The sequence below is a fragment of the Thiocapsa sp. C2-2m genome, from assembly GCF_041903745.1.
GTDB lineage: Bacteria > Pseudomonadota > Gammaproteobacteria > Chromatiales > Chromatiaceae > Thiocapsa > Thiocapsa roseilacustris.
In genome coordinates, this window is sequence record NZ_JBBWVD010000010.1 from 134,379 (window position 1) to 146,879 (window position 12,501).

At 63.0% G+C, this 12,501-nt stretch carries 12 protein-coding genes; 8 read left to right on the forward strand and 4 right to left on the reverse strand.

Going from position 1 to position 12,501, the window contains the following annotated elements; all coding sequences use genetic code 11:
• Positions 1-73 precede the first annotated feature (73 nt).
• Positions 74-538, reverse strand: a complete 465-nt coding sequence (locus AADX97_RS09765; protein ID WP_374232538.1) for a C40 family peptidase — start codon at positions 536-538, stop codon at positions 74-76.
• 350 nt (positions 539-888) lie between these two features.
• Here AADX97_RS09765 and AADX97_RS09770 point away from each other — a divergent pair, with 350 nt between their 5' ends.
• From AADX97_RS09770 to infA, 6 genes are all read left to right on the forward strand, one after another.
• A complete protein-coding gene (locus AADX97_RS09770; protein ID WP_374232536.1) occupies positions 889-2,145 on the forward strand; it encodes a cation:proton antiporter in 1,257 nt (418 codons plus the stop codon).
• Positions 2,146-2,246: 101 nt separating this feature from the next.
• Positions 2,247-3,212 carry a thioredoxin-disulfide reductase gene (trxB, locus tag AADX97_RS09775; RefSeq protein WP_374232534.1) on the forward strand — a complete coding sequence of 322 codons (966 nt, stop codon included), beginning with the start codon at positions 2,247-2,249 and terminating at the stop codon, positions 3,210-3,212.
• A gap of 82 nt (positions 3,213-3,294) precedes the next feature.
• On the forward strand, positions 3,295-4,491 hold the full coding sequence (locus AADX97_RS09780) for a GNAT family N-acetyltransferase (RefSeq protein ID WP_374232532.1): 1,197 nt from the start codon (positions 3,295-3,297) through the stop codon (positions 4,489-4,491).
• Positions 4,475-5,215, forward strand: coding sequence for a leucyl/phenylalanyl-tRNA--protein transferase (gene aat, locus AADX97_RS09785; RefSeq protein WP_374232531.1), 741 nt, complete (start codon positions 4,475-4,477; stop codon positions 5,213-5,215). The genes AADX97_RS09780 and aat overlap by 17 nt, the downstream gene beginning before the upstream one ends.
• Positions 5,212-5,970, forward strand: coding sequence for an arginyltransferase (locus AADX97_RS09790; protein WP_374232529.1), 759 nt, complete (start codon positions 5,212-5,214; stop codon positions 5,968-5,970). Before aat ends, AADX97_RS09790 begins: the two co-directional genes overlap by 4 nt.
• Positions 5,971-6,227: 257 nt before the next feature.
• Positions 6,228-6,446 (forward strand): translation initiation factor IF-1, encoded by a 219-nt coding sequence (infA, locus tag AADX97_RS09795; RefSeq protein WP_007193303.1) that lies wholly within the window; start codon positions 6,228-6,230, stop codon positions 6,444-6,446.
• 206 nt (positions 6,447-6,652) lie between these two features.
• On the opposite strand, the gene clpA is transcribed toward infA, so the two are convergent.
• Both clpA and clpS read right to left on the reverse strand, forming a co-directional pair.
• Positions 6,653-8,914: an ATP-dependent Clp protease ATP-binding subunit ClpA gene (clpA, locus tag AADX97_RS09800; RefSeq protein WP_374232528.1), complete on the reverse strand. Its 2,262-nt coding sequence runs from the start codon at positions 8,912-8,914 to the stop codon at positions 6,653-6,655.
• Between the two features lie 65 nt (positions 8,915-8,979).
• Positions 8,980-9,303 (reverse strand): ATP-dependent Clp protease adapter ClpS, encoded by a 324-nt coding sequence (gene clpS, locus AADX97_RS09805; protein ID WP_374232527.1) that lies wholly within the window; start codon positions 9,301-9,303, stop codon positions 8,980-8,982.
• Between the two features lie 289 nt (positions 9,304-9,592).
• On the opposite strand from clpS, the gene cspD reads away from it, so the two are divergent.
• The gene (gene cspD, locus AADX97_RS09810; protein WP_007193300.1) at positions 9,593-9,799 is read left to right on the forward strand and encodes a cold shock domain-containing protein CspD; all 207 of its coding nucleotides are present in this window, start codon (positions 9,593-9,595) and stop codon (positions 9,797-9,799) included.
• A 128-nt stretch (positions 9,800-9,927) separates the two neighbouring features.
• Here cspD and icd read toward each other — a convergent pair whose 3' ends face one another.
• On the reverse strand, positions 9,928-11,187 hold the full coding sequence (gene icd / locus AADX97_RS09815) for an NADP-dependent isocitrate dehydrogenase (RefSeq protein WP_374232525.1): 1,260 nt from the start codon (positions 11,185-11,187) through the stop codon (positions 9,928-9,930).
• Between the two features lie 126 nt (positions 11,188-11,313).
• Here icd and mnmA point away from each other — a divergent pair, with 126 nt between their 5' ends.
• Complete coding sequence (gene mnmA / locus AADX97_RS09820) at positions 11,314-12,426, forward strand: tRNA 2-thiouridine(34) synthase MnmA (protein WP_374232524.1); 1,113 nt, start codon at positions 11,314-11,316, stop codon at positions 12,424-12,426.
• Positions 12,427-12,501 lie beyond the last annotated feature (75 nt).

Sequence of the window (12,501 nt, forward strand, 5' to 3'; positions counted from 1 at the left end):
ACCGGAAGCTGCCGCGCATTGTGCAACATTGGGCCGAAAAACGCGAGCAGAAGGCCACGTTCGACCGGGCGAATCAGTCGAGATACGTCCCGGCCCCAAGAAATCGGGTCTGCCAGTAAGGGGTCGCGAGTCGATCGAGCCGGACCTCTCGGCGCGATGTCGAGGCGTGGACAAAGCGTTCCTCGTCCACCATCAGTCCGACGTGATGCTCTCCCGGCGCGATCCGAAAGAAGAGGATATCGCCGGGACGAGGCTGGCGGCCGGGAACCGGTGTGGCAGTGCGCAGCTGCTCGGTCGAGACACGCGGGATCCGCACGCCGGCGACATGATGCGCGTAATAGGTCAGCCCGCTGCAGTCGAGCCCTTCGCCCGGGCTACTCCCGCCATAGACATAGGGCGTTCCGACTTGGGATAACCCGGCCAACACCACGTCCGCCCGCGGGCCTTCAAGGCCGTCGCCACGCTGGGTGGCGCAGCCCGACAGGATCCCTGACACCACGAGGATGCAAAGGACGCAACCGTCTTGCCAAAGCCTCATAATCGACGCTCGGTATATTTTGCAATTGCCTGTAATCCTGATTTTTAGACTGCCAACCGCAAGGTGTCAAGTGAGCATCGCCGCCTTTCCCGGCAGGCCCGCCCCGTCCGCATGAAGCGCCATTGCGCGATCCGGGGGCGGCTACCGATGCGGGTAATCGCGCGCGAACCGAAGAAGACGCGGCATAATCGCACCGTGCGCGCCTACGGCCGCCCCGCAACGGATCCCAAGCGCGGCGCCTCGGCGCACCGGCAATCACTCCGGGACTCGCGCGGAGTAGAGGCAGCGAACCGCGGAAGGCTCGAGCGGAGTCGCAGACGACTCGGCCCAGCGAAACAAGGAGACAAACGATGCGAATCTTCGACGTTCTCGCCGTCCTGATCGGATTCTCGGCGCTCTTCAGCTGGCTGAACGATCGGTATCTCAAGCTGCCGAACGTGATCGGCCTGATGCTGATCGCCCTGGTGTTTTCGCTCGCGCTCTTGCTGCCTTTTCCATTCGCCAGGGAGCTGGAGCATGAGGTTCAGCGCATGCTGGCCAGCATCGACTTCAGCGAGGCATTGCTGGAGGGGATGTTGGGCTTCTTGCTTTTCGCGGGCGCTCTCCACGTCGATCTGCGTGAGCTCGCCAGGCACAAGTGGGCGATTGCGATCCTCGCCTCGGCGAGCGTCATCGGCGCGACCGTCCTGATCGGCTGCGGAAGCTGGCTCCTGTTCTTCGCTCTCGGAATCGAGATCCCGTTCATTTACTGCATGCTCCTGGGTGCGCTCATCTCGCCTACCGACCCGGTCGCGGTGCTCGGCATCCTGAAGAACGCAAAGGCGCCGAAGTCGCTGGAGATGAAGATCACCGGGGAGTCGCTCTTCAACGACGGCGTTGCGGTCGTGGTCTTTATGCTGTTGGCAGGTCTCGCTGCCGGCGAGACGACCCCGGGGTTCGGCGACACGCTGATGATCTTCGCCACCGAGATCCTCGGAGGGCTGGCGTTCGGCTTTGCCATTGGCTGGATCGCGCTATATATGATCAGCAAGACCGCCAACTATCAGGTCGAGATCATGGTGACCCTGGCCCTGGCCATGAGCGGCTATGCCATCGCCGAGCATGCCCACGTCTCGGCACCGATCGCCATCGTGGTCGCCGGCCTCATCATCGGCAGTCGGGGCCGCGCCATCGCCGTGACCGAGGCCACTCGCTATCGATTGGACGACTTCTGGGAGCTGGTCGACGAGATCCTCAACGCCGTTTTGTTCGTGATCATCGGACTGGAGGTCTTGGCAATCAGCATCACCGGGCAATTCATGCTGGCCGGTCTCCTCGCGATCCCGTTGGTACTGCTCGCGCGACTGGCCAGTGTCGGTCTGCCCTTTCAGCTGCTGCGCCGGAAGCGCCACTTCGAGCCGGGCTTCCTCGCGATCCTGACCTGGGGCGGTCTGCGAGGCGGGATCTCGGTTGCCTTGGCACTGTCGTTGCCGGAGGGCGAGCCTCGCGATCTGATCCTGAGCGTGACCTACATCATCGTGGTCTTCTCCGTGCTGGTGCAAGGCCTCACACTGGGGCCTTTGGTCCGCCGCGTGACCGCGAGTAACGAGGAGACAAAAAACCCGTGAACACCGCGCCAGCTCCGACAGTCGTCGGAGCTGGCGCGGCCAAGCCACTCCAACACATGACGCATAACGCACCGGGCGCGGTTTAACTGGAGAATCGAGATATGAGCGAAACCAAGCACTGCCGGCTCTTGATCCTGGGATCCGGTCCCGCCGGCTACACGGCGGCCGTCTACGCCGCTCGGGCCAACCTGAGCCCGGTCCTGGTGACGGGTCTGGAACAAGGCGGCCAGTTGATGACGACGACGGACGTGGACAACTGGGCAGGCGACCCCGACGGCGTCCAGGGACCCGAGCTGATGGAGCGGATGCGTCGCCACGCAGAGCGCTTCGAGACCGAGATCATCTTCGACCACGTCAACAGGGTCGATCTCAAGACGCGCCCCTTCAAGCTGACGGGCGACTCGGCTGTTTACAGCTGCGACGCACTCATCATCGCCACGGGCGCGAGCGCCATGTATCTCGGCTTGCCGTCGGAGGAGACCTTCCGCGGCCGCGGGGTCTCGGCCTGCGCCACCTGCGACGGTTTTTTCTATCGCAATCAGAAAGTCGCGGTGATCGGCGGCGGCAACACCGCGGTCGAAGAGGCCCTCTATCTGTCGAACATCGCCTCCGAGGTCACCCTGGTGCATCGACGCGACGCCCTTCGCGCGGAGAAGATCCTGCAGAAGCATCTGTTCGAGAAGGCCGAGCACGGCAACGTCAAGATTGCCTGGAACCACACGCTCGACGAGATCCTCGGCGACGCGACCGGAGTCACCGGGATGCGCATCAAGAGCACCTCGGACGGCTCCACCCGGGACATCGATCTCCAAGGCGTCTTCATCGCCATCGGTCACAAGCCCAACACGCAGATCTTCGACGGGCAGCTCGAAATGGCCGGCGGCTACATCAAGGTCATCAGCGGCATCGACGGCAATGCAACGGCCACCTCCGTGCCGGGCGTCTTTGCCGCGGGTGATGTGATGGACCACGTCTATCGTCAGGCGATCACCTCGGCAGGCACCGGCTGCATGGCCGCGTTGGATGCCGAAAAATATCTGGACGCCTTGGCGGCCGGGGGCCAGTAGCGGATCGGAGCGCCCGATACCTTGGGCACCGATCGGGCGCCCTCATGTGCCTGATACCGGCCCGGCCTTTCGATCGATGCCCATGTACAGACTGACGACCCACTCGGCGATTGCAGACATCCCCGCGAACCAATGGAACCGGCTCGCCGGGGACGACAGCCCCTTCCTGCGGCACGAGTTTCTCGATGCCATGGAGCGTCACGGCTGCGTCGGCGAATCGCTCGGTTGGTTGCCACGGCATCTCGCGCTGCATGATTCGGATGGACGTCTTCTCGCAGCCGCACCCTGTTATCTGAAGTTCAACTCCTACGGCGAGTTCGTCTTCGACTGGAGCTGGGCGGACGCCTACCGGCGCCGAGGGTTGCACTACTACCCGAAACTGGTCATGGCCTCGCCCTACACCCCCGCGACGGGTCCGCGGCTCCTAACCGGGGATTCTCCCGCGCGCCGAGAGTACGCACGCGCACTCATTCAGGGCGCGATCCGGGTGGCCGAAGAGGCGGGAGTCTCCTCGATGCATTGGCTTTTCACGGCGGATGACGAGCAGGCGTTGCTCGAGGATCAGGGCCTGCTCAGACGCGTCGGCTGCCAGTTTCACTGGCACAACCTGGGTTACGGCTCGTTCGAGGATTATCTCGGGACCTTCACGGCCGAGAAGCGCAAGAAGGTCAAGCGCGAGCGGCGACGCGTTGTCGAGTCCGGCGTGCGGATTCGACGCATCCCGGGCAACGCGGTGACGGAGGCGGAATGGGCCACCTTCCATCGGCTCTATTGCGACACCTTCGACAAGCGCGGCGGGATCCCGACCTTCTCCCTGCCCTTCTTCCAGGCCATCGGCCAGACGATGGGCGAGAGTCTCCTGCTGGTGCTGGCCGAATTCGGCAACGACATCGTCGCCGCCGCCTTCGACCTGGTCGGCGCACGCTCGCTCTACGGACGCCATTGGGGGTGCTTTCAGGATTTCCATAGCCTGCATTTCGAGGCCTGCTACTATCAGGGCCTGGACTTCTGCATCGAGAAGGGCCTGACCCGCTTCGAGCCGGGTGCGCAAGGCGAGCACAAGGTCAGCCGCGGCTTCCTGCCGACCCCGACCTGGTCGGCCCATTGGATCGCCGACCCCGCCTTCCGCGACGCCATCGCGCGCTTCGTGACCCTCGAGGCCGAAGGCATGGACGACTACATCGCCGAGATGCAGGCTCACAGTCCTTACCGCCGCGACGACGACCTTGCGGCCGTTGCGTTGCGGGCCAGCACGATCCGACATGATTCCGCGACTTGATCCCCGCAACAGATCCGCATTCCCGGATGTTCGCCACGCCCTGCGCGAGCCCAACGGCCTACTGGCGTTCGGCGGCGACCTGTCCGCGGAGCGGCTGGAGAACGCCTACAGACGCGGCATCTTTCCCTGGTTCAGCGAGGGCGACCCCATCCTCTGGTGGTCCCCGGACCCGCGCACCGTGCTCTTTCCGCAGTCTTTGAAGGTACCGCGCAGCCTGCGCAAACGGCTGCGCAAACAGACCTTCAGGGTCACTATGGATCGCGATTTCGGCGGGGTCATTCGCGGCTGCGCGGAACCACGAGACACACACGGCGGTACCTGGATCCTGCCGGAGATGGTGATGGCGTACGAAACGCTGCATCGACGCGGGATCGCGCATTCGGTCGAGGTTTGGCAGGACGGCGGGCTCGTCGGCGGCCTTTACGGGGTCGCCGTCGGCGCCGCCTTCTTCGGAGAGTCCATGTTCAGCCGGGCGACCGACGCCTCGAAGGTCGCGCTCGCGCATCTGTGCGAGCGCCTGATGCACTGGGGATTCGGCCTGATCGACTGTCAGATGCGCACCGAGCATCTGATCCGGTTGGGCGCCGTCGAGATCCCTCGCGACGAGCTGGTGCGTCGATTGGATCGACTCTGCCGGATGCCCGCTCCGGATACGCTCGATCGACACTGGGACGACGGACGCGAGCATCTACCCCTCTTCGACGGCACGGCGGAGACGCCATGAATGCCGCCGACGGTCACCTTGCAGGACGCCATCTCGCCCTCTATCTGACCGGCGAGCACGCCTGCTCCTACCTGCCCAAGCGCCTGGCGCGGACCCTCTTCGTAGACCCCACGGCCCGCATCGACGGCGCAACCTACCAGACCCTGGTCGATCAGGGTTTCCGCCGCAGCGGCGCGCATGTTTACCGACCGGCCTGTCGCGGCTGCGCGGCTTGCGTTCCGGTGCGCTTGCCGGTTGCGGAGTTTGTCCCGGACCGCTCGCAACGTCGCAACTGGCGCCGTAATTCGGCCGAGCTGACACTCCTCGACACCCCGGCAGCCTTCAAGTCGAGCCATTTCGACCTCTACAGGCGTTACCTGAGGGAACGCCACCCGGAAGGCAGCATGGCGGACGATGCCTCCGAAGAGAGCTACCGACGCTTTCTGGTTGAACGCTGGGGCGGGTCGACCCGCTTCATCGAGATGAGGCTGGGGGAGCGGCTGGTCGGCGTGGCGGTGACGGACGTTCTGGAGCAGGGGCTCTCCGCCGTCTATACCTTCTTCGACCCGACGCTCTCGGAACGCTCGCCGGGAACCTTCGCCATTCTGGTGCAGATCGAAGCGGCTCGGCGCAGCGACCTACCCTATCTCTATCTCGGCTACTGGCTTCGGAACTCACCGAAGATGCGGTATAAAGCGCGTTTCCGCCCGATCGAGGCGTGGGACGGGCACACTTGGTGCGGGTTCGAGCGCACTCGACCCTTGGACCTCGGTTAACATGTTTCGGACACTCGGCTCGGCGCGATTCGGCCTTGCTCGTAACTCGGGCCATCCTGTCACGTGGCGCAGAGCGCTACGGGGCATGCGTGACACCGCAGAGCGGGTGTCACGAGTTACGGATGATTCGGGTGGCCGGTCTTACGAGCGAGGCCCGCGATTCGATCCCTGCCGCCCCCTTCGGGACACTCAACCTGTGGTACACTCCCGGCGCTTCATGGCCCGGATCCGATCACGCAGTACAACACACGAAAACTATGTCAAAAGACGACGTTATCCAAATGGAAGGCACGGTGACCGAGACCCTGCCGAATACTGTATTCAGGGTCGAGCTAGAGAACGGTCACACCGTGACGGCTCATATCTCCGGCAAGATGCGAAAGCACTACATCCGTATCCTTACGGGGGATAAGGTCACTGTCGAGCTAACCCCCTACGACCTCACCAAAGGCCGGATCGTCTATCGAGCGCGATAGATCAAGCCGAGACGAAAATATCGCGGAAACGCCGCGCAGCGCCTCCCCGGATAGACGCGACGCGAGTAGCGATGTCGGCGTCGTCGCTCGACCGCCATCGCAGGGAGAGCCGCTGTTTCAATGGCTTGCGCGTCGACCGGCATTCCTTCGTCGGAGACGCGATAAGGGGTCGGAACACCGGGCGACGTCTGTCTCCGGGCCGTCGCTCATAGCGTGCGAGGCTCGCCGTTGATGTCGAACGCAAGCGCCTCCCCCTCCACATGGATGCGCACGCTGCCGCCGGTGACCAAATCTCCGAAGAGAAGCTCGTTGGCTAAAGGCTTCTTGATATGGTTTTGGATGACCCGGGCCATCGGGCGCGCTCCCATCTTCGGGTCGTAGCCCTTCTCGGCCAACCAGGCACGCGCATCGACGTCGATCGTGAGACTCACCTTCTTCTCGACGAGCTGCTGCTCGAGCTCGAATACGAACTTATCCACCACGCTGCGAATCGTCTGCTCGCTTAGTGAGCCGAACTGCACCACTGCGTCGAGCCGATTGCGGAACTCAGGCGTGAAATAGCGTTTGAGCGCCTCGATGCCGTCGGTCGAGTGATCCTGCTCCGTGAAGCCGATCGAGCGGCGTGCGGTTTCTTCCGCCCCCGCGTTGGTCGTCATCACGAGGACCACGTTGCGGAAGTCCGCCTTTCGACCGTTGTTGTCGGTCAGGGTCCCGTGGTCCATCACCTGCAGGAGCAGGTTGAAGACATCGGGATGGGCCTTCTCGATCTCGTCGAGCAGCAAGACCGCATGCGGATGCTTGTTGACCTCTTCGGTCAGCAGACCGCCCTGGTCGAAGCCGACATATCCGGGGGGCGCGCCGATGAGACGCGAGACCGTGTGCCGCTCCATGTATTCGGACATGTCGAAGCGCAGCAGCTCCATCCCCAGGATCCGCGCCAACTGACGGGTCACCTCCGTCTTGCCCACACCGGTCGGCCCGGTGAAAAGGAAGGAGCCGATCGGCTTCTCCTCGGTCCCCAAGCCCGAGCGGTTCATGCGGATGGAAGAGGTTAAGGCATCAATGGCCGCGTCTTGACCGTAGACGACCATCTTGAGATCGCGATCGAGGTTCTTGAGTGACTCGGTGTCCGAGGCCGAGACCTTCTTCGAGGGGATGCGCGCCATCTTGGCGACGATCGCCTCGACGTCGCCGACATCGATGCGCTTCTTACGCTTTGCCGGGCTCTTGAGCTGGACGTGCGCGCCGGCCTCGTCGATGACGTCGATCGCCTTGTCCGGGAGATGACGATCGTTGATGTAACGGTTCGACAGCTCCGCCGCCGCGCGCAATGCGGGGTTGGTATAGGTCACCTGATGGTGTTCTTCGAAGCGGCTCTTGAGACCTTTGAGGATCTCGAAGGTCTCCTCGACCGAGGGCTCCTCGACATCGATCTTCTGGAAGCGACGCGCCAGGGCCCGATCCTTCTCGAAGATCCCGCGATACTCCTGGTAAGTCGTCGAGCCGATGCACCGCAGATCGCCGGACGCCAGCACGGGCTTGATCAGATTCGAGGCATCCATGACCCCGCCCGAGGCGGATCCGGCACCGATGATGGTGTGGATCTCGTCGATGAAGAGGATGGCGTGACGCTGACGCTTGAGCTGTGCGAGCACCGCCTTGAGCCGCTTCTCGAAATCACCCCGGTATTTCGTTCCGGCCACCAGGCCGCCGAGATCCAATGAATAGATGACCGCGTCGTTTAGAACCTCCGGGACCTCGCCGTCGACGATCTTCTTCGCCAGACCTTCGGCAATCGCGGTTTTGCCGACGCCGGCCTCGCCGACGAACAGCGGATTATTCTTACGCCGCCGACAGAGGATCTGAACGGTGCGCTCCACCTCGGCAGCACGACCGATCAAGGGGTCGATCCGACCTTGACGTGCCATCTCGTTCAGGTTGGTCGCAAAGCTCTCGAGCGGACTGTTCCCCTCCTTTTCTTCTCCGCGCGGCTCGTCGATCTCGCCGGGCGCCTCGTCGTCCTGACTCTCGCCGGGCACCTTGGAGATCCCGTGCGAGATGTAGTTGACGACATCCAGCCGTGTCACATCCTGCTGATTGAGCAGATAGACGGCTTGCGAGTCCTGCTCGCTGAAGAGTGCCACGAGGACATTCGCCCCGGTGACCTCCTTCTTGCCGGCGGACTGCACATGGAAGACCGCTCGCTGCAGGACGCGCTGAAAACCGAGCGTCGGCTGCGTGTCCCGATCTTCGCTGTCCGGGATCAGCGGGGTCGTCTCGTCGATAAAGGCGGTGATCTCGCGGCGCAGCTTCTCGGAGTCCGTCCCGCACGCCTTGAGAACTTTCGCGGCGGTCGGATTATCCAGAAGCGACAGCAGCATATGCTCGACCGTCATGTACTCGTGATGCTTCACGCGCGCCTCCTTGAAGGCCCGGTTCAGCGTAAATTCAAGTTCTTTGCTCAGCATTGGCCTAATCCAAGCAGGGTTGACGAAACGGTGTGAGCCGCTGCAGCGAACAGGTGTGTCGGGCTCTAAGCCTCTTCCATCGTGCAGAGCAAGGGGTGGTGGTGACTGCGTGCAAAGTCATTGACCTGCGACACCTTGGTCTCGGCGATATCTTTGGTGAAAACGCCGCACACCCCTCGACCTCGAGTATGCACATGCAGCATGATCTGGGTGGCTTTTTCGCGATTCATTGCGAAAAAGGTCTCCAGGACCTGCACCACGAACTCCATCGGGGTGTAATCATCGTTCAGCAACAGGACCTTGAAAAGGGGCGGCCGACGAAGCTTAGGTCTCGCCTCCTGTACGGTCAGCCCTGATTCGCGTTCCTCGCTCGGAAGGTCGTCACTCATGATTGGGGATTCTAGAAAAATTTAGGAGGCTTGCGATGTCGCTCGCACGGTCTGGCATCGCTTCGAGTCCGGGTTGAGTCGTGACACCTGCGTTCGGGTTTCGACCGGACCGACCCGCGACGGGGAGCAACTCGGAGCGCCTCGGCGGATGTCGGATTGACCCCCGAAATCACCTTACTATACTACGCAGTTATGGCGCGGTTCCGAGGTTTCAAGGCACCCGTCAGGCAACGACAACAACAACAACGACCACCCATGCGAGACCTGCAACTCCTGGAGGAGCCCTGAAATGATTACCGGTGTTGTCAAGTGGTTCAATAACGCCAAGGGCTACGGGTTCGTGCAGCCCGACGGCCGCGACGAGGATGTCTTCGTCCACTTCTCGGCCATCGACATGGATGGCTACAAGACCTTGCGCGAGGGACAAAAAGTCCAGTTCGAGATCAGTCAGGGACCGAAGGGCCTGCATGCGGCCAATGTGCATCGCGTCAGTTGATCGCGGTGGGCTGAGCGCTCGCGATTGTCGGCCCCTGGAGGCGACTTTGCACTGACATCCGACGACAGCCGGGGGCGGAATCTCCATTCCGCGCCCCGTTTTCCTCGAAGATCGTAAGCCCGCGCCCGTCAATCCATCCGCGCGATCACCGCATCGCCGAAGCCCGAGCAGCTCAGCTTCGTCGCCCCGTCCATCAGTCTGTCGAGATCGTAGGTCACGGTCTTGGCCGCAATCGCGCCCTCAACACCCTTGATGATGAGGTCGGCGGCTTCCGTCCAACCCATGTGCCGCAGCATCATCTCGGCGGACAGGATCAATGAGCTTGGATTCACCTGATCCTTGCCGGCATATTTGGGCGCGGTCCCATGCGTGGCCTCGAACATGGCGACGGTGTCGGACAAATTCGCCCCCGGAGCCATCCCGATGCCGCCGACCTGCGCGGCCAAGGCATCCGAGATGTAATCGCCGTTGAGGTTGAGCGTCGCGATCACGTCGTAATCCTTCGGGCGCAGCAGGATCTGCTGCAGGAAGGCATCGGCGATCACGTCCTTCACCACGATCTCTTTACCGGTCTTCGGGTTCTTGAAGCTGCACCAGGGTCCGCCGCCGATCTCCTCGGCACCGAACTCGGACTTGGCCAGATCGTACCCCCACTGTTTGAAGGCACCCTCGGTGAACTTCATGATGTTGCCCTTGTGCACCAGGGTCAGGGAGTCGCGGTCGTTGTCGATCACGTACTGAAGCGCCTTGCGCACCAGACGCTCGGTCCCCTCGCGCGAGACCGGCTTGACGCCGATCCCGGAGGTCTCGGGGAAGCGGATCTTGGTCACGCCCATCTCGTTGCGCAGAAAATCGATGACCTTCTTGGCCGCGGGCGTGCCTTCCTGCCACTCGATGCCCGCATAGATGTCTTCGGAGTTCTCGCGAAAGATCACCATATCGGTATGTTGTGGCTCCTTGAGCGGGCTCGGCGTACCGGTGAAATAACGCACCGGGCGCAGGCAGACATAGAGATCGAGCTCCTGGCGCAGGGTCACGTTCAGCGAACGGATACCGCCGCCGACCGGCGTCGTCAGCGGGCCTTTGATGGAGACCACATAATCCTTCACCGCAGCAAGCGTATCCTCCGGCAGCCAAACATCCTCGCCGTAGGCCCGGGTCGACTTCTCGCCGGCGTAGATCTCCATCCAGTGGATCTTGCGCGACCCCTTGTACGCCTTGGCCACCGCTGCATCGACCACCGCACACATCACCGGCGTGATATCGATGCCGATGCCGTCGCCCTCGATGTAAGGGATGATGGGATTGTTCGGCACCTTCAGAGAGAGGTCCTCGTTGACCTGAATCTTCTCGCCGCCCGAAGGGATCTTGATGTTGTCGTTGGCCATGTGGAGTGCTCTCGTCGCCCAAAAGCCGTCATGCTAACACCGCCTTCGAGGCTTGCGCAGACCTTCGATGCGGGACCGACCGCAGCCGCTCGCGACGCGGATCGACGCGGCCGGTACAATTGTGCGATGACCGCCGTATTGCACAAGCCTCGCACCACCCGCGTGATCGTCGGCCTCTCCGGCGGTGTCGATTCGGCCGTCGCAGCCCATCGACTGCTCGATCTGGGCTACGCGGTCGAGGCGCTCTTCATGAAGAACTGGGAAGAGGACGACGATCCCGGCTACTGCGCCGCCGCCGCGGACCTGGCCGACGCGCGCGCCGTCGCCGAACGACTCGGGATCCGGCTGCATACCGTCAACTTCGCCACCGAATACTGGGATCGCGTCTTCGAGTCCTTCCTGAGCGAATATCGGGCCTTGCGCACCCCCAACCCGGATGTGCTGTGCAACCGGGAGATCAAGTTCGCCGCCTTTCTCGAGCACGCCTTGGGGCTGGGTGCCGACCTCATCGCCACCGGCCACTACGCGCGGGTCACACGCGACGCGCAGGGCGCGCGTTTAGGTCTGTGCGCCGACCCCGACAAGGACCAGACCTATTTCCTGCATCTGCTCGATCAATCTCAGTTGGCGCGCGCGCTCTTCCCTCTGCATGACCTGACCAAGCGCGAGGTTCGGGAGATCGCGAGGGGTCTGGGACTCGCCAATGCAGAAAAGAAGGACAGCACCGGGATCTGTTTCATCGGCGAGCGTCGCTTCCGGGACTTCCTCGCCCGCTATCTCCCGCGCGAGCCAGGCCCCATCGAGACCGCCGAAGGGGTTGCGATCGGCGAGCATCGGGGGCTTGCCTATTACACCATCGGGCAGCGCCAGGGACTCGGCATCGGCGGCATCCACGGCGGTCGCGAGGCGCCTTGGTTCGTCGCCTCGAAGGACGCCGAGCGCAACACCCTGGTGCTGGTTCAAGACACGCACCATCCGCTGCTTATGTCTTCCGGGTTGCATACGGCCGCGCCGCATTGGATCGCCGGGGCACCGCCGCAAGAACCGCCGTTTCGGTGCCTGGCGCGTCTACGCCATCGCCAGCCCCTGCAGCACTGCGAGGTCGTGGAGGCCGGCGAGTCGAGTTGCCGGATTCAGTTTGACCAACCGCAGCGCGCCGTCACGCCGGGTCAGTCGGTGGTGCTCTACCGCGACGACGTCTGTCTCGGCGGCGCGATCATCGACGCGGGATGGCGCTGAGCCGCGTTTAGGCGATTTCTGCAAACTTCCATACCCGTAGGTTGTGCTGACGATAGGAGGCACAACTTGCACCGA

Coding starts and splice junctions, on each gene's coding strand:
- clpA (WP_374232528.1), bottom strand. CDS start 8,914: ATGCTGAGCAAAGAACTTGAATTTACGCTGAACCGGGCCTTCAAGGAG.
- trxB (WP_374232534.1), top strand. CDS start 2,247: ATGAGCGAAACCAAGCACTGCCGGCTCTTGATCCTGGGATCCGGTCCC.
- clpS (WP_374232527.1), bottom strand. CDS start 9,303: ATGAGTGACGACCTTCCGAGCGAGGAACGCGAATCAGGGCTGACCGTA.
- icd (WP_374232525.1), bottom strand. CDS start 11,187: ATGGCCAACGACAACATCAAGATCCCTTCGGGCGGCGAGAAGATTCAG.
- aat (WP_374232531.1), top strand. CDS start 4,475: ATGATTCCGCGACTTGATCCCCGCAACAGATCCGCATTCCCGGATGTT.
- AADX97_RS09780 (WP_374232532.1), top strand. CDS start 3,295: ATGTACAGACTGACGACCCACTCGGCGATTGCAGACATCCCCGCGAAC.
- AADX97_RS09770 (WP_374232536.1), top strand. CDS start 889: ATGCGAATCTTCGACGTTCTCGCCGTCCTGATCGGATTCTCGGCGCTC.
- AADX97_RS09790 (WP_374232529.1), top strand. CDS start 5,212: ATGAATGCCGCCGACGGTCACCTTGCAGGACGCCATCTCGCCCTCTAT.
- AADX97_RS09765 (WP_374232538.1), bottom strand. CDS start 538: ATGAGGCTTTGGCAAGACGGTTGCGTCCTTTGCATCCTCGTGGTGTCA.
- infA (WP_007193303.1), top strand. CDS start 6,228: ATGTCAAAAGACGACGTTATCCAAATGGAAGGCACGGTGACCGAGACC.
- cspD (WP_007193300.1), top strand. CDS start 9,593: ATGATTACCGGTGTTGTCAAGTGGTTCAATAACGCCAAGGGCTACGGG.
- mnmA (WP_374232524.1), top strand. CDS start 11,314: ATGACCGCCGTATTGCACAAGCCTCGCACCACCCGCGTGATCGTCGGC.